We start from the raw sequence: 20,778 nt of genomic DNA, 5'->3' as shown, positions 1-20,778 counted from the left end.
TTGAGACCGATGCACACACGGGCCGACCCCGACTAGCGTCGAGGGGTAACGCGGTTCACAACCAGGAGGTCGCCATGCGTGAGGTCACTCGTTTCTACATCGACGGCCGGTGGGTGGAGCCATCGGACCTGAACGTCGTCGACGTCATCAATCCCGCCACCGAGAAGGCCGCCGGACATGTGGCGCTCGGTACCGCCGCCGACGTCGATGCCGCCGTCGACGCGGCACGCCGCGCCTTCGGCACCTGGGGGCAGACCGGCGTCGACGAACGTGTGGCCGTCCTCGAGGCGTTGGTCGCCGAGTACCGCGCACGCGCCGACGACCTCGCGGCCGCGGTGACCGAGGAGATGGGTGCCCCGACGGTGCTGTCCACACGGGCGCAGGTGCCGATCGGGCTCGGCCATCTGATGGCCGCGGCCGCCGCGCTGCCCGCATACCGCTTCGCCGAGGACCGCGGCACCTCGCGGATCGTGAAGGAACCGATTGGCGTGTGCGGCTTCATCACCCCGTGGAACTGGCCGCTCAATCAGGTGATGTGCAAGGTCGCGCCCGCCTTGGCCACCGGCTGCACGATGGTGCTCAAGCCGTCGGAGATCGCCCCGTTCAGCGCGGCGATCATCGCCGAGATCATGGACGCGGCCGGAGTGCCCGCCGGCGTGTTCAACCTCGTCAACGGCGACGGGCCCGGGGTGGGCGCGGCATTGGCGGCGCATCCGGGCATCGACCTGATCTCGTTCACCGGCAGCACCCGCGCCGGTATCGAGGTGGCGCGGGCCGCAGCGCCCACGGTGAAGCGGGTGGCCCAGGAACTCGGCGGCAAGAGCCCCAACATCATCCTCGACGACGACGACCTGGCGTCGAATGTCGCCGCCGGGGTGATGTCGGTGATGGTGAACTCGGGCCAGTCGTGCAACGCCCCCACCCGCATGCTCGTCCCGTCCGCACGTCTGCACGAGGCGGCCGAGGCCGCCGGTTCGGTGCAGGCCAAGCTCACCGTCGGCGATCCGACGGGTTCGGTGCGGCTCGGTCCGGTGGTGTCCGAGCAACAGTTCGAGAAGATCCAGGGGCTCATCCAGCGAGCCATCGACGACGGCGCCACCCCGGTGTTCGGCGGGCCCGGCCGGCCCGACGACCTGCCCACCGGCTTCTACGTGCGGCCCACCGTGTTCACCGGCGTCACCAACGACATGGAGATCGCCCGCACGGAGGTGTTCGGTCCGGTGCTGGTCATCATCGGATACGACGACATCGACGACGCCGTCGCGATCGCCAACGACACCGACTACGGACTCGCGGGCTACGTGTCGGGTACCGACGCCGACGAGGTCCAACGGGTGGGTGCCCGCATCCGCGCCGGTTCCATTTCCCTCAACGGTGCCCCGCTCGACCCGTCGGCGCCGTTCGGCGGCTACAAGCAGAGCGGCAACGGCCGCGAATGGAGCGATTACGCGTTCGACGAGTTCCTCGAGGTCAAGTCGCTGCTGGGATTCAACGCATGATTCCGGCCGCCGGACCGACCCATCCGGAGGGACGCGGCGAGCGAAGACATTGGTGACGCCCACGCACCGAGGAGATCGCCGATGACCGTCGCCACCGAACTCGCCGATGTGATCGCCCGCCAGACCGGCGGTGAGATACCCGTCCACCTGACTGCCTGGGACGGCAGCACTGCGGGTCCGCACGACGCACCGCATGTGGTGCTCTACAGCCGCGACGCGCTGCGTCGGCTGCTGTGGCATCCGGGGGAACTCGGTGCCGCACAGGCGTATGTGACCGGCGAGCTCGACGTGACCGACGACCTCGACGACGCTCTCACCCACGTGTGGCAGGTGGCCCACGACCGACGCCTGACCGGCCCTCGTATCACTCCCCGGGTGTTCTGGGACATCGCCCGTCTGGCCATCCGGTACCGTCTGGTGGGCGCGCCACTGCCCGCACCGGCCGCACAGGCCCAGGTGCGCGGGCGACTGCATTCGCGGGCGCGCGACCGTGCCGCCATCAGCCACCACTACGACCTGTCGAACGACTTCTACGCGCTGATCCTCGACGAGCACATGGCCTACTCGAGCGCCTTGTGGACCTCCGACGACCCCGAGTACGGGCTCGCCGACGCGCAGGCCGACAAGCTCGACCTGGTGTGCCGCAAGGTGGGGCTCGATGCGGCGCCGGGTCAGCGCTTTCTCGACATCGGTTGCGGGTGGGGGTCGCTGTCGCTGTTCGCCGCGCAGCAGTACGACGCGCGCGTGGTCGGGGTGACGATCTCGCAGGAGCAGAAGGCCTTCATCGACGCGCGGATCGCCGAGCGCGGACTCGGCGACCGCGTCGAGATCCGGGTGCAGGATTATCGCGAGATCCCCGATCCCCCGTTCGACGCGGTCGCCTCGATCGAAATGGGAGAGCATGTGGGAGAACGCAATTACGGCGTGTATGCCCGCGTGTTGCACGACATGGTGAAACCCGGGGGCCGCGTGTGCATCCAGCAGATGTCCCGGCCCGCGGGTAAGCATCCCGGCGGGGGTCCGTTCATCGAGTCGTTCATCGCGCCGGACATGTACATGCGCCCGGTCGAGGCGACGGTGGCCTACCTGCGCGACGCCGGTCTCGAGGTGACCGACGTGCAGGAGATGGCCGAACACTACGTCCGCACGGTGGACGTCTGGTACGACACGTTCGAGAAGAACTGGGCCCGCGCGGTGGACCTCGTCGGCGACGAGGTGGCGCGGGTATGGCGGCTCTACCTCGTGGGTGGCCGGATGGCGTTCCGTGACGGTCGGTTGGGTGTCGAGCAGATCACTGCGACGCGGCCGTGACGTGTTCGGACAGCCACGTCAGCACCGCACCGATCACCAGGTCGCGCTCGGGTTCGTTGAAGATCTCGTGATAGAGGTCGTCGTAGATGATGAGGGTCTTGTCGGCCGAGCCGGCGAGGCGTTCCACCATCTCACTACCCGCCGGGTTGGTGAGCCGGTCGTCGGAGCCGTGCATCACGAGCACCGGAATCTGCAGCGCGCCGAGCCGGTCGGGGAAGCTCTTCATCGTGGAGAGCATCTCCGCACCCAGCCGCGCCGGGATGCGTGAGCGGGTGACCAGCGGATCGGATTCGTAGCGGGCCACCACGTCGGGGTCACGGGAGATGGCACCCGAATCCAGGGCGATGGTCGGCAGCCACGGGGCCACCTTGCCCAGCACTTGTGAGACGGCGATCACCGGTGCGGGCATGTCGTCGCCGGGCATCACCGCCGCCCCGGACAGGATCAGTCCGTCGAGCATGTCCTGATGGTCGAGTGCGTAGTCGAGTGCGATCTCGCCGCCCATGCTGTGTCCGAGCAGGAATGTCGGCAGCGAGTCGACGCTCGCCTGCGTGATCACGGTGTGCAGGTCGTCGGTGAAGTCACGGAAATGCTTGATACGCAAGCGCTTTCCTCCCGACCTTCCGTGCCCGACGTGGTCGGGGACGGCGACGATGTAACCGGCGGCCACCAGTTGCCGGGCCAGCTCCTCATACCGCGCGCCGTGCTCACCGAGACCGTGCGCGATCACCACCACCGCACGGGGCTGTGCGGGACGCAGCAGGTCGTAGACCACTGTCTCCCCCAGCGCCCCCCGAAAGCTGCGTTCCTCGGAGATCATGCCGTCATCGTTGTCGGTGTCTGCCATATCAGTCATTATGCCCACCGGGTGGGCAGCGCAGGCGCGGAATAGTGCACTCCCGGCGCCCGTTGGCCGTGTACATGAGCACCACCAACGTCCGCGCCGCGGGATCATCGACCGTCATCCGTGCCAAAGAGCGGCACCACTGGAACGACGAGTCGATCGAGTCGCGGCAGTCGTTTCCGGCGACCGGCAATTTCGATCTCGCCCGCAACGCGCACGGCCTCCTGCTGGTGCACAACGACGATCTCGTGGATGCCGGCAGCGGTTTCGACACCCACCGCCACCAGGACGCCGAGATCGTCACCTGGGTGGTGGAAGGCGCACTGCACCACAAGGATTCGGCCGGCAACTCCGGCGTGCTGGTGCCCGGCGTGGTGCAGCGGATGTCGGCCGGAACCGGGATCACCCATTCCGAACGCAACGCGTCCACCCGAGTGGCCAACCAGCGACTGCGCGTGGTGCAGATGTGGATCGCGCCCGAATACGCGGGCGTGGCACCCGGCTACGCCGAGACCGACGTCACCGACGCCCTCGCCGACGGCGACCTGATCACGGTGGTGTCGGGGCTGCAACGGGACGCCGACGCGGCCGCACTCGACATCGCCAACGGTTACGTGGCCCTGCACGCCGCACGGCTGCGCCCGATGCGTCCGGTGACCATTCCGTCGGCACGCTACGGCCACCTGTACGTGGTGAAGGGCGATCTGACAGTGACGCCGGTTGACAATCCCACCCGGCCGATCACCCTGCACGAGGGTGATGCGTTGCGCACCACGGACGGTCCGGAGATGCTCGCGGTCACCGGACGGTCCGCGGAGATCCTGTTCTGGGAGATGCACACCGGCTTCGACGACGCCCCCAGCTGACCGTCGAGCGTGCCCACCCCGGCCACCCGCCGGTCGAGCGCCCACCCGCTGGTTGAGCTTGTCGAAACCACCCCACCCGTCGGTCGAGCGCCCACCTCGCTGGTTGAGCTTGTCGAAACCACCCCACCCGCTGTTCGAGCACCCCACCCGCCGGTCGAGCCCTCAGTCCGCTGGTTGAGCTTGTCGAAACCACCCCACCGGACACGCTCAACCCGGATCTGGGCACGCTCAACCCGGAAGTGGACATGCTCAACCCGGAAGTGGACACGCTCAACCCCGAAGCGGGCACGCTCAACCCCGAAGCGGGCACGCTCAACCCGGAAGTGGGCACGCTCAACCCGAAAGTGGACACGCTCAACCCGGAAGTGGGCACGCTCGACCCCGCAGTTGAGTGGGGCCGAACGATCTACAGCGGTTCGGGCACCAGCGACGGTTCGTCGGCGGTGGACAGGGTGAGCACGCACTCGACGATCGCATCATGCTGCTCGATGCGGGCCTCGATGCCCCGCAGCCGCGCGGCCACCGCGTGTTCGGCGAGGTCACCGGTGATGTCGACTGCCGCCACCAGGTAATACTCCATCGGGCCGACGTACTCGACGTGCAGATAGGTGACCCGATCGATGTCCGGCAACTCCAGCAGCCGGTGCAACAACATGTTCCGCGTACCCGGCATGGCGGGCTGCCCCAGCAGGAACTCGCTGTTGCGTTTGATCAGGAATATCGCGATCACACCGAGGAGCAGGCCCACCAAAATGGAGCCGACCGCGTCGTAGGCCGCCGACCCCGTGATCTCGTGCAGCGCCATGCCGGTGGCGGCGATGGCCAGACCGATGAGCGCGGCGGCGTCCTCGGCGAACACCGCCCGCAGCGTGGTGTTGGAGGTGCGGCTGACGAACCGCAGCGGATGCATCGACAGCCGATGTCCACCCGCGTTGGCCTGACGCACCGATTGCAGAAAGGACACGCCCTCGAGTAGCGCGGAGATCGCGAGCACGATGTAGCCGACGAGGTAGTCGGCGTCGGGTTCGGGGTTGCGCAGCGAGGTGATGCCGTGCATCACCGAGACCGCCGCGCCGACGGCGAACAACCCGAACGCCGCGAACATCGACCAGATGTAGGTTTCCCGGCCGTGGCCGAACGGATGATCCCGATCGCGTCCGCGTCCACCGCGGCGTTCGGCGACGAGGAGGAACACCTCGTTGCCCGCATCGGCCCACGAATGCGCCGATTCCGCAACCATCGACGCCGATCCGGTGATCCCGGCCGCCACCGTCTTGGCGATCGCCACGAGAACGTTCATCGTGAAGGCGATGACGACGGTGAGCATCGACTCCTGATCGTTGATCGGAGCGCTCACCTGATCGTCAGCCATCAGCCGATCGTCTCACGGCACAGCATCGCGCGGCGCACCCAGCCGAAGGCGCGCCGCGCGATGTGGATTCAGTCTCGGGCGAGAGGGAGTTATCCGAGGCTGAAGGGTTGGCCGTAGAAGGAGAGTACCTGCTCGGCGTTGCTGGTGACGACGTAAACGTTGGCGAACGAGCGCGCCTGCGCATAACCCGCGCAACCGTTCACCATCATCGTCTCGTTGGTGTAACCCAGCTTGGCGTGGTTGGTGCCCTTGAAGGTCACCTTGTTGCTGTGCTTCTGGTTACCGTAGTCGTCGGCGCTCTCGACGTCGTTGATGTAGTAGTTGACCGCCTGGCCGGGACCGATGGTGAAGGTTCCGCCGCCGCTGACGATCGGCAGCGGGTTGCCGGTCGGTTGCAGATCGGTCGCCGAGGTCGTCTTCTGCAGGCCGCCTCCCGAACCGGCGCCGGTGACACCGCCGATGTTCACCTGACAGCCGACGATGTATCCGGCCTGGATCTTGATCTTCTTGGCGTCCTTGCTGGTGTTGACCGCGTACTGTGCCGACACCCACGCGTTGCGGTGCAACGGCGTTCCGCCCAGCGACGGGTTGATGTTGGCGGTCTCCCCGCTGCGGGTCAGGGTCACCACGGTGCCGTCGCCCATGGTCTGCCGACCCGTCTGGGACGGGAGTGCCACATGGACGTCGGCGTGTGCGATAGCGGGTGCCATCAGGGCGGCAACGGTGGCGAAGGCCGCCGGCCCGCCGATGGTGGCGAGTCGTTTCAAGCTGATGTTCATCTTTTCCTCGAGTGGTCGTGTGGCCGAGTAGTGGAATGCGGGTGTGGAGACTCAGCCGATGGAGAAGGGCTGGCCGTACAGGTTGACCTTCTGGTGGTCGCTGCCGGTGGTCTCGACCGTCACGTACGAACGCGCCTGCGCGTATCCGGCGCAGTTCTGCAACTGCAACTGCACCCGGCTGTAGTCGAAGAAGTACTTGCCGGGTTTCTCGATGTCCTTGTAGTCGATCTGCGCGAACGCCACCTGTCCCGGCGTGATCGGAATGGACAACGAGCCCGTTCCGGTGAATCCCGGCTTGGTCGCGTCGAAGCCTCCGGTCAGGCCGACGCTGAAGTTGTTGACATTCACCTGGCAACCCACGATGTATCCCACCGAGAGGGTCGCGGCCGCACCGTCGGTCGAGGTGCCGCCGGTGCCGGGTGCGCCCGACTCACCGAGCGGGCCGTTGTTCGGACCGGCCGGTGACGCCTTCAGCCCGGGCGCGTTGAGCGTGATGTTCGCGCTCACCCACGCCGTGCGGCCGAGTCCGTTGGCGGCCAGGGACGGCGAGATCTGTGCCGATTCGCCCGTCCGGGTGAGCGTGAGCCCGGCACCGGTGGCGGCGCCGTTGGGCAGACGCACAAATGCGTCCGCGTGTGCAGGTGCCGCGGCCACGCCCACGGCACTCGCAGCGGCACCGACGGCCAGCGCGCCGATGGCGCCGCGCCGAAGCCGTGACTGTTTGGTCCTCATGTGTTCCCCTCAGATGTTCGCAAGCTCGACGCCGGGCCGAGCGCGACGCCGGTGGTCGCCACTGCGGCAACTCCGCGCGAACTGTACTGAGATGACGGCCAACGGAAGGTGACTCGGCGACGTCGCCGAGATGTCGTCTAGACCAAATCGTTACCTTGAAATCCGTTGCCCTGGAACGTTTGTCAGATTCATCCGAAATTTACGACAGCGATCCCGGACAAATCCGGCACAGTGGGGTCACCCGCTCGTCACCAGCGGTCCATCGCGGGCATCGCGCGCGGATCACCGGCACCGCGGACTAGTGTCATCCGGGTGAGTTCCGACGTCACGTCACACGGCCTGCGGCAGTGGTTCCTGGCCGATATCACCCCGGAGCCCGCGGGCATGATGGGGCCGCACCGCGTGCCCAGCGAGGAGACACACACCCACTCCTGGTGGAAAGTGATGTGCCTGACCGGCGTCGACTACTTCTCAACCCTCGGATACCAGCCCGGTATCGCCGCGCTCGCGGCCGGCGCGATCGCACCCTTGGCCACGATCGTCCTCATCGCCCTCACGCTCTTCGGTGCGCTTCCGGTGTACCGCTACGTCGCCGGCAAGTCGCCCAACGGCGAGGGTTCCATCGCCATGCTCGAGCGTCTGTTGCCCAAGTGGGGCGGCAAGATCTTCGTCCTGGTCCTACTCGGGTTCGCCGCCACCGACTTCCTCATCACGATGACGCTCTCGGCCGCCGACGCGACGGCCCACTTCGTCGAGAATCCGCTGATCCCCCACGGCTTCTCGAACTATCCGGTGACGATCACGCTCATCCTGCTGGCGTTGCTGGCCGCGGTGTTCCTACGCGGGTTCACCGAGGCGATCACGATCGCCGTGGGCCTGGTGTTCGTGTACCTCTCGCTCAATGCGGTGGTGATCGTCGACGCGCTGGTGCACGTCGCCACCGCGCCACACCTGGTGGTCGACTGGCGCCAGGCGATGGTCGCCGAGCACGGTAGTCCGTGGATGATGATCGCGGTGGCACTGCTGGTCTTTCCGAAGCTGGCGCTGGGCCTGTCCGGGTTCGAGACCGGCGTGGCGGTGATGCCGCAGATCGACGACTCACCCGACGACCCGCCGGGCGTCCCGCGGGCACGCATCCGCGGCGCCAAGCGACTGCTGACCACCTCCGCGGTGACGATGAGCATCTTCCTGATCACCAGCAGTCTGGTGTGCACGATTCTCATCCCCGAACCCGAGTTCCAGCCGGGCGGGAGCGCCAACGGCCGGGCGCTGGCGTATCTGGCGCACGAGTACCTCGGCAGCGGATTCGGCACCGTCTACGACATCAGCACGATTTTGATCCTGTGGTTCGCGGGCGCGTCGGCGATGGCCGGCCTGCTCAATCTGGTGCCGCGGTACCTGCCGCGATACGGGATGGCGCCCGACTGGGCTCGCGCAACCCGGCCTCTGGTGCTCGTCTTCGCACTCATTGCGTTCGCCGTCACCTTCTACTTCGATGCGAGCGTCGACAAGCAGGGCGGTGCGTACGCGACCGGCGTGTTGGTGTTGATGACATCGGCGTCGATCGCGGTGACACTGTCGGTGCGTAAACGTCGGCGCACAGTCTCGACGATCGGCTTCGCCACCATCTCCGCGATCTTCGTCTACACCACCGTCGCCAACATCATCGAACGTCCCGAGGGCGTGCAGGTTGCCGCCTTCTTCATCGCGGCGATACTGATCGTGTCGTTCGCGTCGCGGATCAATCGCTCCTTCGAGTTGCGCAGCGGATCGATCACCTTCGACGAGACGGCGCAACGCATCATCGACGAGGCGGCCGGGTCCGGTGAGATCCAGATCGTGACGCATGACCCCGATGTGCGCTCGCTGCACGAGTATCACGACAAGGAGCTGCAGCAGCGTGCGGAGAGTCACATCCCTGACGCCGACGAAATCGTCTTCCTCGAGGTGAACGTCACCGATTCCTCCGAATTCCGAACCGATCTGGTGATTCGCGGTCGCTATCGCGAAGGCGGATATCGGATCCTGTGGGTCGATTCGGCTGCCGTGCCCAACACGATCGCGGCCACCCTGCTGGCGATCCGGGATTGGACCGACACCGTGCCCAACGTGTATTTCGAATGGAGCGAGGCGAATCCGCTCGTGAACCTGCTCCGCTTCCTGTTCATCGGCGAGGGCGAGGTGGCCGCCGTCACGCGTGAGGTGGTGCGCCGCGCCGAGCCGGAGATCGACCGCAGACCTGTCGTCCACGTGGGCTGAGCCCACAGACGGCTGAGCAGGCCGCTCACCTCAATTCCGGCTGATTCCCATCCGGTTCGGCAGTCACTCCGAATCGCAGGTGTCCGTCCATCACAGACACACGAGGAGCTTTCATGCGGAATGTAGCCCGTCTCACAGTCGGTTTCGTCATCGCCGGTGCCGGCGCAGGAGCGATCGCGTTCGCGGGTGCGGCCGACGCCTCCGCGGCACCGTCGCTTTGTCCCGCCCTACCCGGCCAGAGCGCCGTAAAGGCCGACTGCTCAGCAACTTCCGGCCCCACCGGCCTCAGTCTCGCGATCTCCGACAACGGCGGCAAGGCCACATCAGCCGCCGACAACTATTCCGGTCCTGCCGCAATTGCCCTGGGCCCCAACGCAACCGTGAACGCAACCGGCATCAAGCCCGGCCTGTCCATCGGCATCGCCGGCCCGGGGGCCACCGTCACCATCGACGGCAAGAACGGTCCCACCTGCGCCGGCGGCCAGTCGTTCGCCGGCGACTTCCAGACCCTCAAGGGCTGCTATCACCCGTGAGTGGTTCCTGCACCCCTCAAAGGTCAAGTCCGCGAATGTATTCGGCCTGACCGAGGTGCTTGGCATCATCGTCGAGAATGCTCACCAGCCGCACCCCGAGGGTCACCGGCGGGTCCCACCTCTCGTCGATGATCCGATCGAGATCATCGTCACCGAGCGTGCCGAGATACTCCAGGGTCGCCGCGTGGGTGGCGTCGTGATACCCGAGAAGTTGCTCGGGTTCGGCCACCACGCGGCGCGCCTCGTCGGGTGATTGCCCGTATCCCGAGGCCGACGGGGCGAACGGCAGGGCAAAACTGTCGAACCATCCGTCGCGAACCCAGACCTCGTCGGTGCCGGCGACATCGGCGATCTGCGCGTCCTGGACACGCGTCAGATGCCAGATCAGCCAGGCGATCGAGTTGGCGTCCGGACTCACGTGCGCGCCCAGCCGCTCCTCACTGATCCCGTCCAGCACACCGTGCACGCCGTCGCCGATACGTCCGAATCCGTCGATGAGGATGTCTGAGGCTCTCATAGGCTCATTGGTACGCCTTTGACGCGCCGCGCGCAGAAACCTGGCCAACGCCGCGGGTCGCTCGCACCATGTCGTGGTGTCCGCACTCGACCCCGCGCCTCATGTTCCAGCCCCCGCGCCGCCCGCGCGCCAGATCCGTTTCAACGCCTTTGACATGAATTGCGTTGCGCACCAGTCCCCCGGGCTGTGGCGCCATCCCGAGGACCGGTCGTGGGATTACAACACCCTCGATTACTGGGTGCAGTTGGCCACCCTGCTGGAGACCGGGGGCTTCGACGGCCTGTTCATCGCCGATGTCCTCGGCACCTACGACGTGTACGCCGGAACCGACGAGGCCGCCATCCGTCAGGGGGCTCAGATCCCGGTGAATGATCCGTTGCTGCTGGTGTCGGCGATGGCGCACGCCACCGAGCATCTGGGCTTCGGCATCACCACCGGGACGGGCTTCGAGCACCCCTATCCGTTCGCCCGCAGGCTCTCGACGCTCGATCACCTGACCAAGGGCCGCATCGGCTGGAACGTGGTCACCGGCTACCTGCCGTCGGCCGCACGCAACCTCGGTTCCGACGACCAACTCGAACACGACAGTCGCTATGACCACGCCGACGAGTACCTGACGGTGCTCTTCAAGCTGTGGGAGGGTTCCTGGGAGCGCGACGCGGTGCGTCGCGACCGGACCGCCGGGGTCTTCGCCGACCCCGAGAAGGTCCACCACATCGGGCATCGCGGCACACATTTCACGGTGCCCGGCATCCACCTCGCCGAGCCGTCGCCGCAGGGGTCACCGGTGATCTATCAGGCGGGAGCGTCCGCACGCGGACGCCGCTTCGCGGCCGAGAACGCCGAAGCCATCTTCGTCGGCGCACCCACCAAGGCGATCCTGCGTGACATCGTCGCCAAGATCCGCGACGAACTCGTCGCCGCCGGCCGCGGCCCCTACGATGCGCGCATCTACACCCTGCTCACCATCATCACCGATTCCACGTCCGAGGCCGCGCACGCGAAGGCGCAGGAATACCAGGCGTTCGCGAGTGACGAGGGATCGCTGGTGTTCATGTCCGGCTGGATGGGCATCGACCTCGCTTCCTACGACCTCGACGAACCGATCGGCAACGTGCACAGCAACGCGATCCAGTCCGCGGTGGCCGCGTTCGCGCAAGCCCGCGACACCGGCGCGGAATGGCGGGTGCGCGACATCGCCGCCTGGGGCGGGATCGGCGGTATGGGTCCGGTCCTGATCGGCTCCGGCGACGAGGTGGCCGAGGCCCTGCAGAGCTGGGTGGCCGACACCGACGTCGACGGTTTCAACCTGGCCTACGCGGTAACGCCGGGCAGCTTTGCCGACGTCATCACCCACGTGGTGCCCGCACTGGAACGACGCGGCGCCTATGAGCGCGACTACGTGCCGGGAACGTTGCGGCACAAGCTGTTCGGTCGCGGCGACCTGCTGCCGGACAACCACCGCGGCGCGTCGTTCCGGGTGGGCGGACCCGGCTCCACCATCGACGATTCGATTCGGGACGTACTCGTGGCCGATCGCGCCTAGGAGTTCTCCGGGAGCGCGTGCCTGCCTGTGGGCGCGGCGGGAGGATCGGGGTGTGGCGATGCGTTCTCGCCTGCCGGACGCGCCAGAGCTGCGGCGATGAGGGTGGTCAGCGGCACCGACAGGGCGATGGCGATACCGCCGACGAACGACCGGGCGAGTTCCACCGCCACCGCGTCGGTGGTGAGCAACGAACCAAAAGGCTGTTGCGCCACCGAGAACAACAACAAAAGTGGTAACGCACTACCCGCATAGGCGAACACCAGCGTGTAGACCGTGCTGGCGATATGGTCACGACCCACCCGCATCGCGGCACGAAACGTCGCCAATCGTGTCGGTTCGCCCGCCGCAGCCAGTTCGAACGCGGCCGACGCCTGCGTGATGGTGACGTCGTTGAGCACGCCGAGCGTGCCGATGATGAAGCCGGCCAACAACAGTCCGCTGATCGAGATGCTGCCGGAGTAGACCTGCAGATTGGTGGTCTGGTCACCGGAGAGCCCGGTGAGGTGCATGGTCATGATGGCCAGCCAGCTCAACACCCCGGCGAGCACCAGCGAACTCAGCGTCCCCAGCAACGCGCTGCTGGTACGCAGGCTCACCCCGTGTGCGAGGTAGAGGACGACGAACAAGATCAGGGCCGAGGACACCACCGCCACCGCCACCGGTGACTCGCCGTCGAGAATCGCGGGCAGCGTGAACACACCGAGGACGGCGAAGGCGAACACGAGACCGATGATCGAACGCAGGCCTCGCCACGCCGCCACCAGCACCACCGCGCCGACAAACAGCAGACCCCAGATGATCGTCGGGACCACACGCTGGAAGTCGAAGAAGGTGTAGCGAGGCGCGCCGTCGGGGCCGGGTACGGTGCCCATCCGGATCCGGTCACCGGTGCGCAGGTCGGGCTGGCCCGCCTGCGGCCGGTCCAGGGTCGACGGGTCGGGCGCCACCGAGTCCGGCCCGGTACCCGACTGCGCACGATTGGTGGGCACCTCCAGCAGCGTGTACTTGCCCGAGTCGCTGCCCGAGTCGATCCGTACCACGCTCTCGATGCACGGGCCGTTGGCCTGCGGTGACACCCCGAAGTCGGGTGATTCCTGGACCGTGCCGCCGAGCGGGTTGAGGCATTGTCCCCGGGTCTGGTCGGTGACCTGCCCTTTCTGGGTCTGGAGAGGTCCGCCGTCGGCGGCGCGGAACTGGTTCGGGATGGGGTGGCTGCCGCCCGCCGGCCACAGCACCACCATGCCGATCACCACGGCCAGACCCGCCAGCGCGAGGGTGACGATCACGAAGCGCTTCGCCACCGGGGAGAGGTCGACCGGCAGGTGCGACACGGAGTGCGAATGGCCGACGTGACCGCGGGACGGCCGGTTGTCGTTACTCACCCGGTCACCATAGGCGGCATGTCACCGCGCGCACATGTCAGCGCACACACCTCTCAGAGCACACACATCTCAGGGCAGACACCGACCGGCCGGGATCGACGAGAAGTTCCGGCCCAGCCAATCCCCCACCTTGGTGAGCATCGCGGTTCCGTCCTCGAACCTGCCGCTGCGTGGCCGGGCGGCCATCGACACCGCCACCTGCCCGCCCGACGTCGAGATGATCCCCAGCTGCCGCACCAGATATGCCGGCGACGCATCGGTGGCCGGACCCCAACCTCCCTTGACCGCGGTGACGGCCTCCCGATGCCGGGCGATGCGCGCAATCCCCCACTGCTGATTGGGTGCGACGGCGCTCATCAGCCGAATGATGTTGTCGCTCTTCGGCATGCAGGGCAGGTGCGCGCCGAAGACCGCCTGGTCGGCCAGCGCCCACTGGGTGTCGCCGGGGAAAGTTGGTGGGGTGTCGAGTTCGGAGCGCACGTGGGTGCGCACGTCATGCCCCTCCCGCAGTACCTTCGTCACCGCATCGACCGACGACCGACCACCGCCGAGCGACCCCCACAGGGCACTGGCGGCGTCATTGTCGGAGAAGGTGATCGCCTTGTTCTCCTGGGTGGCTATCGACGGGCCATTACGACGCTCGGCGGCCAGCGCGACGGGCACCTTGAGGGTCGACCACGCGCGGCCGGTGCGCAGCGTCCCGAAGAGGAGGGGGCTATCCGTGCCGACGGGAACCAGGGCGACGCCGACCTGACCGGGATTGGTCTTGCGCAGCGACTTCTCGAATGCGGCGTAGCTGGTGGCCAGTTTCTGCGCGGGCGGGACGGGCGGCCGAAGCCAGGTGGCCAGCGGCTCGGGAAGCGGAGGCAGGCGAAACGGCGGCGGCGCGGCCTGCGCCGTGCCCGCGACACCGGCAAGGGCACCGACGATCACCGCACAGACCAGCGCGGCGACGACCGTCGGGGTGAACCGCTTCGTAATCACATGAACCCCTTCAGCAACATGAGTCACAAGACTATGCCGGTGCGGTGGTCACCGGCGAGTGCTGATCCGTCACGGATAGGTCACCATTCGCGATCAACGCGTCGCGCATCCGTGCGCGTCGACGGGCAGCGCCGAGCGCACCCCGTCGACGATCCCGTCGGCGTAGGCCGTCAGAAAAGCAGGCGGCAACGCGGTCGAACCGCCGGCGGTGGCGGTTCCCGCCTCGTTGTAGACCCACGGCACGGCGTCGGAGATGAGCGCGATCACCGGGATGTTGCCAGACCACAGGGGTGCGCGCCCGCCGAAGTCGTTGTCGGTGACCACCACGGGCACCCGCTGTGACACGCTGCGGGAACTGGCGATGGCGGTGGCGTATCGGTGGCTCGCCGCGGCGGTGGCGGCGTTGGTGAACGTCACCCGCTGCGTGGCACCGGTGGCGTCGGGTCCCGCGCGGTACAGGTCCACACGCTGTTCGAACACCGCGTTGACTCCCGGGCTGGTGTGAATGCTGATCCCCAGGCGCGCGCCTGCGGCCGCGGCACGGTCGACCCGCTCCCGATAGGTGACACTCTCGCCGACCGATGTCTTCAGCAGCACCACCCGATATCGGCTGCCCTCCAGTTCACGCCGTACCCGCATCGCGACGGCGAAGACGTCCCCGTCCTCGGCACCGTTGGGATAGTCGCGCATCGACGCCCCGGTGACCGGGTCGAAACCGTCGACGACGACGGGATTGTGTCCGGGGTCGAGCGCCACGGTGATCCTGGCGCACTCGGGGATCGCGGACGAGGCGCTCGGGGCCGCCCGCGACGACGGGGTGGAACTGGTTGGTTCGGACGTGGCCGCGCACCCGGCCGGCACAAGACAACCGGTGAGAAAGAGACAGGCCGCCTGGACAAGAGAGGGCGCGCGCCACGTGCGTCCCGGCCGCCCGACGCGCGTCATGTCAGCAGGAGCCGCGGGGCAGCGTTGCGAGGTTCTTGTCGAGCCAGGTGCCGACGGCGTCGAGTGCCGCGATTCCCGCCGACATCGACCCGCCGACCGCGCTCATCGCCACCGCCGTCTTCGCACCGTCCCGGTAGGTGATCAGACCGATCTGGCGCACAAGGTAACCGCCGTCCACACCGGGACCCCAGCCGCCCTTCACGGCCGTCGACCGCGGCAGTCGCATCGCCTCGACCCCCCACTGCTGGTTGCCCGCCACCTCGCCCATCAGCGAGATCACGTGCGCGGTGGTCGGCATGCACGGAAGGTGCGCGGTGAAGGTCGCGGCGGCGGGCAGCGTCCACACCGTCTGCCCGAAGATCGTGAACCCGGCACGCAGATGCTCGGCCGGGACCCGGGTGCGGGTGTCGCCGCCCTCGCGCAGCACAGCGGTGACCCGCTGCGCCGCCTCGGCGTCGGACCCGAGTGAGGACCACAGCTGCTCCGCGGAGGCGTTGTCGGAGTTGACGATTGCGTTGGTCTCCGCGGCCGACGGCCCGTTCGCGCGCTCGGCTGCGACGGCCAGGGGCACCTTGATCGTCGACCATGCCACCCGCGGGGTGCGGTCGCCGAGCACGATCGGTGCGGCCGCATTCCGTCCGACAGGAGCGATGGCGATCCCAACGGTCAGACCGGTGCCGGCGGCAACAGCCGCGAATCCCGGCGCGAGGGCGGCACCCGCTCCGGACGGGGGCGCCGACACCGGCGAGGACGGCGAGGCGGGGCTCGGAGAAGTCCCGGTCACGGTGACCGTCACCGGTGACACCGCCGCCGAATCCGAACCACCGGTGGCGCAACCCGCGGTCATCAGCAGCATCGCTGCGACACCCGCAGCGAACATCACGCGCCTCGACACGTCGTCGACCCCGTTTCAGTAGATGTACACGACGGCGTTGTCGCCGCCGCGGCAGGTGACGATGCCACCCTCGGGAGCGCACGACATGGAGTAACTCAGACCGGTCACCGGACTGAAGGCGTTGATCGTGCGCGCCTCGCCCTTGGTGCCGGTGCGCAGGTACTCGTCGCGCACCGCCTGCGCGAACGGGCAACTCGTGACCGCGGTTCCGGTGGCGACGGTCGCGTCGCACGGACTGGCTCCCGGCGGGGGTGTGGGGGCGGGCCGGGCGCTGGACGGTTCGGGCTGCACGTACTGCGTCACCACCCGCGGCGAGGAAGGCGCCGCGGACTTGCCATCCGAGCCGCTGCCCGACAGCAGCCAGTACGCCCCCAGGATCACCAGCCCCACCAGTGCGACAGCGATCACCCCGATCAGCGGCACGGTCAGCGATCGGTCGCGGCGCGGCGCATACCCCGACTGGTACGCGGGAGGGTAGACGACGGGCCCCGGACGCGGTTGATCGAACGGCTGTTGTGCATAGTTCTGCGGTTGTGAATAGTTCTGGGGTCCCGAATAGTTCTGGGGTCCCGAATAGTTCTGGGGTCCCGAATAGTTCTGGGGCCCCGAGTAATTCTGGGGCCCCGAGTAATTCAGCGTTCCCGGAGTCATCGGGCCGGGGGGCATCGGGCTGGGGGGTATCGGGGTGGGCGGTACCGGGGTGGGGCGAATCTGCGTGGCGCGGGCCGCCTCGTCGTCGGGCAGGGCGCCGATCACCGTCGGCGGCGCGGTCACGACGTGGGTCGTGTCGTCACCGTTTTCGGCGAACACTTCTTCCTCGCCGGCCGCACCCGGGGCGAGCGAGCGCACGCCGCGCGGCCGCGGCCAACTCGCTGGCGGTGCGGTATCGCCGCGACGGGTCGGCATCGAGTCCGCGTCGGATCACCGCATCCAAAGACGCCGGGACGTCGGAGTTCACCGTGCTGGGACGCGGGGCGGGTGCCATCACCGCGGCCTTGATGGCCGAACTCACGGTGTCCGACGGATGCGGCACACTGCCGGTGAGGCATTCGTAGAGGACACAGGTGAGCGCATAGATGTCGCTGGCCGCACTCACCGGCACCGCGTCGAACAATTCGGGCGCCATGTACGCGATGGACCCGATGGCGGTACCGGCCTGGGTGAGGTGGGTGTCTTCCGCGTCGTGGGCGATGCCGAAGTCGACGAGATAGGCGAAGTCGTTCCGCGCCACCAGAATGTTCTCCGGTTTGATGTCGCGGTGAACGAGGCCGTCGGCGTGCGCGGCGTCGAGCGCCGACGCGACCTGCTCGATGATCCCCACCGCGCGTTCGGGCGAGAGCTCATCCTCGGCACGCAACACCGCCCGCAGATCCACTCCGGACACGAGCCGCATGTCGATGTAGAGCACCCCGTCGATCTCGCCCCAGTCGTGGATCGGGATCACATGTGGCTCGCCGAGACGCGCGGCCGCATGCGACTCCCGGCGGAAACGCTCCTGGTAGACCGCGTCGTCGGCCAGGCCGGGATTGAGCAGCTTGAGCGCCACCTCGCGATCCTTGACGGTGTCGTACGCGCGGTACACCTCGCCCATCCCCCCGCGTCCCAACAACTCGTCGAGACGGTAGGGACCGAACTGGCTGTTCACCCGGCTACCCGACATGGACCGAGCATATCGGCGCCCTCCGACGCCGCGGCCACCCCGAGGGGATATGACCGGCTGCCCCAGGGATTTGCGCCACCGGAGTTCGTTCGATCAGATGACCCCGTGCACCGGTGGCTTCTCGCCGCGCAACACCCATCGGCCGATGTGCTGGTACTTCCAGCGGACCGGGTCGTGCAGCGTATGGGTGCGGGCATTGCGCCAGAACCTGTCGAGCACCAGATCGGCGCCGGCGCTGCGGGTACCGGAGACCTCGAACAACGCGGCACTCACCGACGTGGCCGCCGTGTCGGCCACCGCCTTGGCCACGGCCACCGCGATCGACGCCTCGGCCACCGCATCGGCCGCCCCGCCGGTGGTGTCGTCCGGCGTCCCGTTCCCGGCGTCGCCGTCCACCGCCGCGACGGCACGGTCGACGGCTCGCCCCGCGGCTTCCAAGGTGGCCTCGGCCGTCGCCACCTGCACCCCTAGTTCGCCGAAACGCTGCACGGTCAACGGGTCCTGATCGGCGCGAGCGACACCGGCCTCGAACCACGGGCGCGACCGGGTCCGCACGAACTCCGCCGCCGCCTCCAACGCGCCGCGAGCGATCCCGGCGTCGATCGCCACGTGCAGAAGCTGCGCGTAGGCGCCGTAGCCGGTGGGTCGCGCCACCGCGGGCGCGCGGGACACCAGGTCGGTGGCCTCGACAACTACCTGGGTGAACCGCACGGTTCCCGATCCGGTGGTCCGCTGGCCGAGGCCATTCCAGTCGTCGATGATGCGGATCCCGTCGCCGTCGGCCGGCACGAACGCCACGTACTCGCCCGACACCAACCCGGACGCGGGGGCGTCGAGACGGGCCAGCACGGCCAGGGTGTGCGCGAACAGCGATCCGGTCGCGTAGAACTTCTCGCCGTCGAGCACGAACCGCCCACCGGCAGGGGTGAGCGTGGTGGCGATGTCACGAACGGTCGCTCCGCCACGCTCGGACTGCGCATTGGCAATCCGGCCGCCTCGCATCACCCCCGCGAACATGCGGGCGGCGAGATCATCGGACGCGGCCAGCCGCAGCAGATTGAGGTAGACGAAGTGGCTGTGCGGGATCTGCGCGATGTTCGGATCGGCCGTCGCCAGAAGGCGGGTCACCTCGGCCACCGCGCTCGGCGGTAGGTCGGCGCCGCCGTGATGCCTGGGCACCGAGATCGCGAGCAATCCGCTCGCCGACAACGCATCGAGCTGAGGGTAGGGCAGCAGGCGATCACGGTCGCGCTCGGCGGCGTCCTCGGCGAACCGGCCCGCGAGCTCACGCGCCGCGGCGACGGCGTGCTGAACGGAGAGGACCGGAACGAGCGGCGCGTCGAGTTTCTCCGTGTCCTCACGTGTCACGGTCACAGTTATACCCGGACCGGCCGATCCGCTGCTGCGATCTCGGCGGCCTCGATCTCACGCACGAGCGGGAGCACGCGACTGCCGAAGTACTCGATCTCCTCCTGGAAGTGCAGGAAGCCACCGAGGATGAGGTCCACCCCGAGACGCTTGTAGGCGACGATGCGCTCGGCCACCTGCTCGGGTGTTCCGATGAGTTGGGTGCGGAAACCGTCGTTGTACTGCACCAGATCCTCGAAGCTGGAGTCGGCCCACATGCCACGCTTGTCGCCGGTCGCGTTGCCCGCCTGCTGCACGGCGTCCCGAAAACCCTCCACCGCAGGACGATTGGCCTTCTCGACGATCTCCCGGAGGGTGTCGCGGGCCTCGGCCTCGGTGTCGCGGACGATGAAGAAGCCGTTGAGGCCGAAGCGCACCTCACGGTCGTGCGCCCGCGCCACCGCGCGCAGATCGTCGAGTTGTTCGGTGACCCCGTCGAAATCCTTGCCGTTGGAGAAGTACCAGTCGGCATACCGGCCGCCGTTGGAGCGCGCCGCGGTGGAGTTACCTCCTTGGAAGAGTTCGGGATTGGGGCGTGCCGGGGTGTTCAGGGGCTTGGGCTTGAGGGTGAAATCGTGGATGCGATAGAAGTCGCCACGGAAATCCACGTCGTCCTCGGTCCAGATCTTGCGGATCACCTCGAGGAATTCGGCGCTGCGACGGTAGCGTTCGTCATGTTCGAGCCAGGGTTCACCGAGGTGGGTGAATTCGTCCTTGAACCAGCCGCTCACGACGTTGATCGCGAAGCGACCGTTGGACAGATGGTCGGCGGTGGCACCGAGTTTGGCCAGCACCGCGGGATGCCAGAGCCCGGGATGAACGGCGGCGATCACCTTGAGCCGTTCGGTGGCCAGCAGCAGAGCCAAGCTGAAACTCGTTGACTCGTGCTGGTATTCGGCACCATAGCTGGCTTCGTAGCGAACCTGCGAGAGCGCATAGGAGAACCCGTTGCTCTCCGCCGTGCGGGCCAGCTTCACGTTGTAGTCGTAATCCCAGCTCGTGCGCTGCTCGATCGTGCTCGTGACGAGGCCACCGGAGACGTTGGGTACCCAGTAGGCGAAGTCGATCTGGTCGGCGATTTTCTCGGTGGACACGGAACTCCTGACGATCGGACGTGCGTGATGGCCGGACCCGGGTTGACACCCGCGCAGCGGCGTCCGCCAGTCTCACCCGACCCGCGCATCGCAGACACCGTTGGAATCGCGCTGAATTCAACCGCCGCGGATGTGGGCACGCTCAACCCGGAT

The 20,778-nt window shown here is 67.7% G+C and carries 19 protein-coding genes; 6 read left to right on the top strand and 13 right to left on the bottom strand.

The window, feature by feature from the left end; all coding sequences use genetic code 11:
* The first annotated feature begins 74 nt into the window (after positions 1–74).
* The gene (locus ACWDSI_RS02035; RefSeq protein ID WP_449755506.1) at positions 75–1,499 is read left to right on the top strand and encodes an aldehyde dehydrogenase family protein; all 1,425 of its coding nucleotides are present in this window, start codon (positions 75–77) and stop codon (positions 1,497–1,499) included.
* A gap of 81 nt (positions 1,500–1,580) precedes the next feature.
* Entirely contained in the window at positions 1,581–2,810 is a 1,230-nt protein-coding gene (locus ACWDSI_RS02030; RefSeq protein ID WP_449755505.1) for a class I SAM-dependent methyltransferase, read from the top strand.
* Here ACWDSI_RS02030 and ACWDSI_RS02025 read toward each other — a convergent pair.
* Positions 2,791–3,657 (bottom strand): alpha/beta hydrolase, encoded by an 867-nt coding sequence (locus tag ACWDSI_RS02025; RefSeq protein WP_449755504.1) that lies wholly within the window; start codon positions 3,655–3,657, stop codon positions 2,791–2,793. The two genes, ACWDSI_RS02030 and ACWDSI_RS02025, sit on opposite strands and share 20 nt — an antisense overlap.
* A gap of 74 nt (positions 3,658–3,731) precedes the next feature.
* Here ACWDSI_RS02025 and ACWDSI_RS02020 point away from each other — a divergent pair, with 74 nt between their 5' ends.
* Positions 3,732–4,520 (top strand): pirin family protein, encoded by a 789-nt coding sequence (locus tag ACWDSI_RS02020; RefSeq protein ID WP_449755503.1) that lies wholly within the window; start codon positions 3,732–3,734, stop codon positions 4,518–4,520.
* Between the two features lie 406 nt (positions 4,521–4,926).
* Here the strand turns inward: ACWDSI_RS02020 and ACWDSI_RS02015 are convergent, their stop codons facing one another.
* From ACWDSI_RS02015 to ACWDSI_RS02005, 3 genes are all read right to left on the bottom strand, one after another.
* Complete coding sequence (locus tag ACWDSI_RS02015; protein WP_449748547.1) at positions 4,927–5,892, bottom strand: cation diffusion facilitator family transporter; 966 nt, start codon at positions 5,890–5,892, stop codon at positions 4,927–4,929.
* Positions 5,893–5,981: 89 nt separating this feature from the next.
* On the bottom strand, positions 5,982–6,671 hold the full coding sequence (locus tag ACWDSI_RS02010; protein ID WP_449755502.1) for an MspA family porin: 690 nt from the start codon (positions 6,669–6,671) through the stop codon (positions 5,982–5,984).
* Positions 6,672–6,722: 51 nt separating this feature from the next.
* On the bottom strand, positions 6,723–7,403 hold the full coding sequence (locus tag ACWDSI_RS02005) for an MspA family porin (protein WP_449748549.1): 681 nt from the start codon (positions 7,401–7,403) through the stop codon (positions 6,723–6,725).
* Positions 7,404–7,790: 387 nt separating this feature from the next.
* Here ACWDSI_RS02005 and ACWDSI_RS02000 point away from each other — a divergent pair, with 387 nt between their 5' ends.
* Together ACWDSI_RS02000 and ACWDSI_RS01995 are read left to right on the top strand one after the other, a co-directional pair.
* Positions 7,791–9,662, top strand: coding sequence for an amino acid transporter (locus ACWDSI_RS02000; RefSeq protein ID WP_449755698.1), 1,872 nt, complete (start codon positions 7,791–7,793; stop codon positions 9,660–9,662).
* Positions 9,663–9,775: 113 nt separating this feature from the next.
* Positions 9,776–10,195 (top strand): DUF6764 family protein, encoded by a 420-nt coding sequence (locus ACWDSI_RS01995; RefSeq protein ID WP_449748550.1) that lies wholly within the window; start codon positions 9,776–9,778, stop codon positions 10,193–10,195.
* 16 nt (positions 10,196–10,211) lie between these two features.
* Here ACWDSI_RS01995 and ACWDSI_RS01990 read toward each other — a convergent pair whose 3' ends face one another.
* A complete protein-coding gene (locus ACWDSI_RS01990) occupies positions 10,212–10,712 on the bottom strand; it encodes a mycothiol transferase (RefSeq protein ID WP_449755501.1) in 501 nt (166 codons plus the stop codon).
* Positions 10,713–10,866: 154 nt separating this feature from the next.
* Here ACWDSI_RS01990 and ACWDSI_RS01985 point away from each other — a divergent pair, with 154 nt between their 5' ends.
* Positions 10,867–12,258 (top strand): LLM class flavin-dependent oxidoreductase, encoded by a 1,392-nt coding sequence (locus tag ACWDSI_RS01985; RefSeq protein WP_449755697.1) that lies wholly within the window; start codon positions 10,867–10,869, stop codon positions 12,256–12,258.
* Here ACWDSI_RS01985 and ACWDSI_RS01980 read toward each other — a convergent pair.
* The 8 genes from ACWDSI_RS01980 to sfnG form a co-directional block, all read right to left on the bottom strand.
* The gene (locus ACWDSI_RS01980) at positions 12,255–13,640 is read right to left on the bottom strand and encodes a YibE/F family protein (RefSeq protein WP_449755500.1); all 1,386 of its coding nucleotides are present in this window, start codon (positions 13,638–13,640) and stop codon (positions 12,255–12,257) included. The genes ACWDSI_RS01985 and ACWDSI_RS01980 overlap by 4 nt on opposite strands.
* Positions 13,641–13,709: 69 nt before the next feature.
* Positions 13,710–14,624, bottom strand: a complete 915-nt coding sequence (locus tag ACWDSI_RS01975; RefSeq protein ID WP_449755499.1) for a hypothetical protein — start codon at positions 14,622–14,624, stop codon at positions 13,710–13,712.
* Between the two features lie 93 nt (positions 14,625–14,717).
* On the bottom strand, positions 14,718–15,380 hold the full coding sequence (locus tag ACWDSI_RS01970; protein WP_449755498.1) for an N-acetylmuramoyl-L-alanine amidase: 663 nt from the start codon (positions 15,378–15,380) through the stop codon (positions 14,718–14,720).
* Positions 15,381–15,570: 190 nt separating this feature from the next.
* The gene (locus ACWDSI_RS01965; RefSeq protein ID WP_449755696.1) at positions 15,571–16,449 is read right to left on the bottom strand and encodes a hypothetical protein; all 879 of its coding nucleotides are present in this window, start codon (positions 16,447–16,449) and stop codon (positions 15,571–15,573) included.
* A 30-nt stretch (positions 16,450–16,479) separates the two neighbouring features.
* The gene (locus ACWDSI_RS01960) at positions 16,480–17,238 is read right to left on the bottom strand and encodes a hypothetical protein (RefSeq protein WP_449755497.1); all 759 of its coding nucleotides are present in this window, start codon (positions 17,236–17,238) and stop codon (positions 16,480–16,482) included.
* 16 nt (positions 17,239–17,254) lie between these two features.
* Positions 17,255–18,124, bottom strand: coding sequence for a serine/threonine-protein kinase (locus ACWDSI_RS01955; RefSeq protein ID WP_449755496.1), 870 nt, complete (start codon positions 18,122–18,124; stop codon positions 17,255–17,257).
* A 93-nt stretch (positions 18,125–18,217) separates the two neighbouring features.
* A complete protein-coding gene (locus ACWDSI_RS01950) occupies positions 18,218–19,492 on the bottom strand; it encodes an SfnB family sulfur acquisition oxidoreductase (RefSeq protein WP_449755495.1) in 1,275 nt (424 codons plus the stop codon).
* 8 nt (positions 19,493–19,500) lie between these two features.
* Positions 19,501–20,625, bottom strand: a complete 1,125-nt coding sequence (gene sfnG, locus ACWDSI_RS01945; protein ID WP_449755494.1) for a dimethylsulfone monooxygenase SfnG — start codon at positions 20,623–20,625, stop codon at positions 19,501–19,503.
* Positions 20,626–20,778 lie beyond the last annotated feature (153 nt).

Source organism: Gordonia sp. NPDC003429 (genome assembly GCF_053588575.1).
This window is presented reverse-complemented; position numbering and strand designations above follow the sequence as displayed.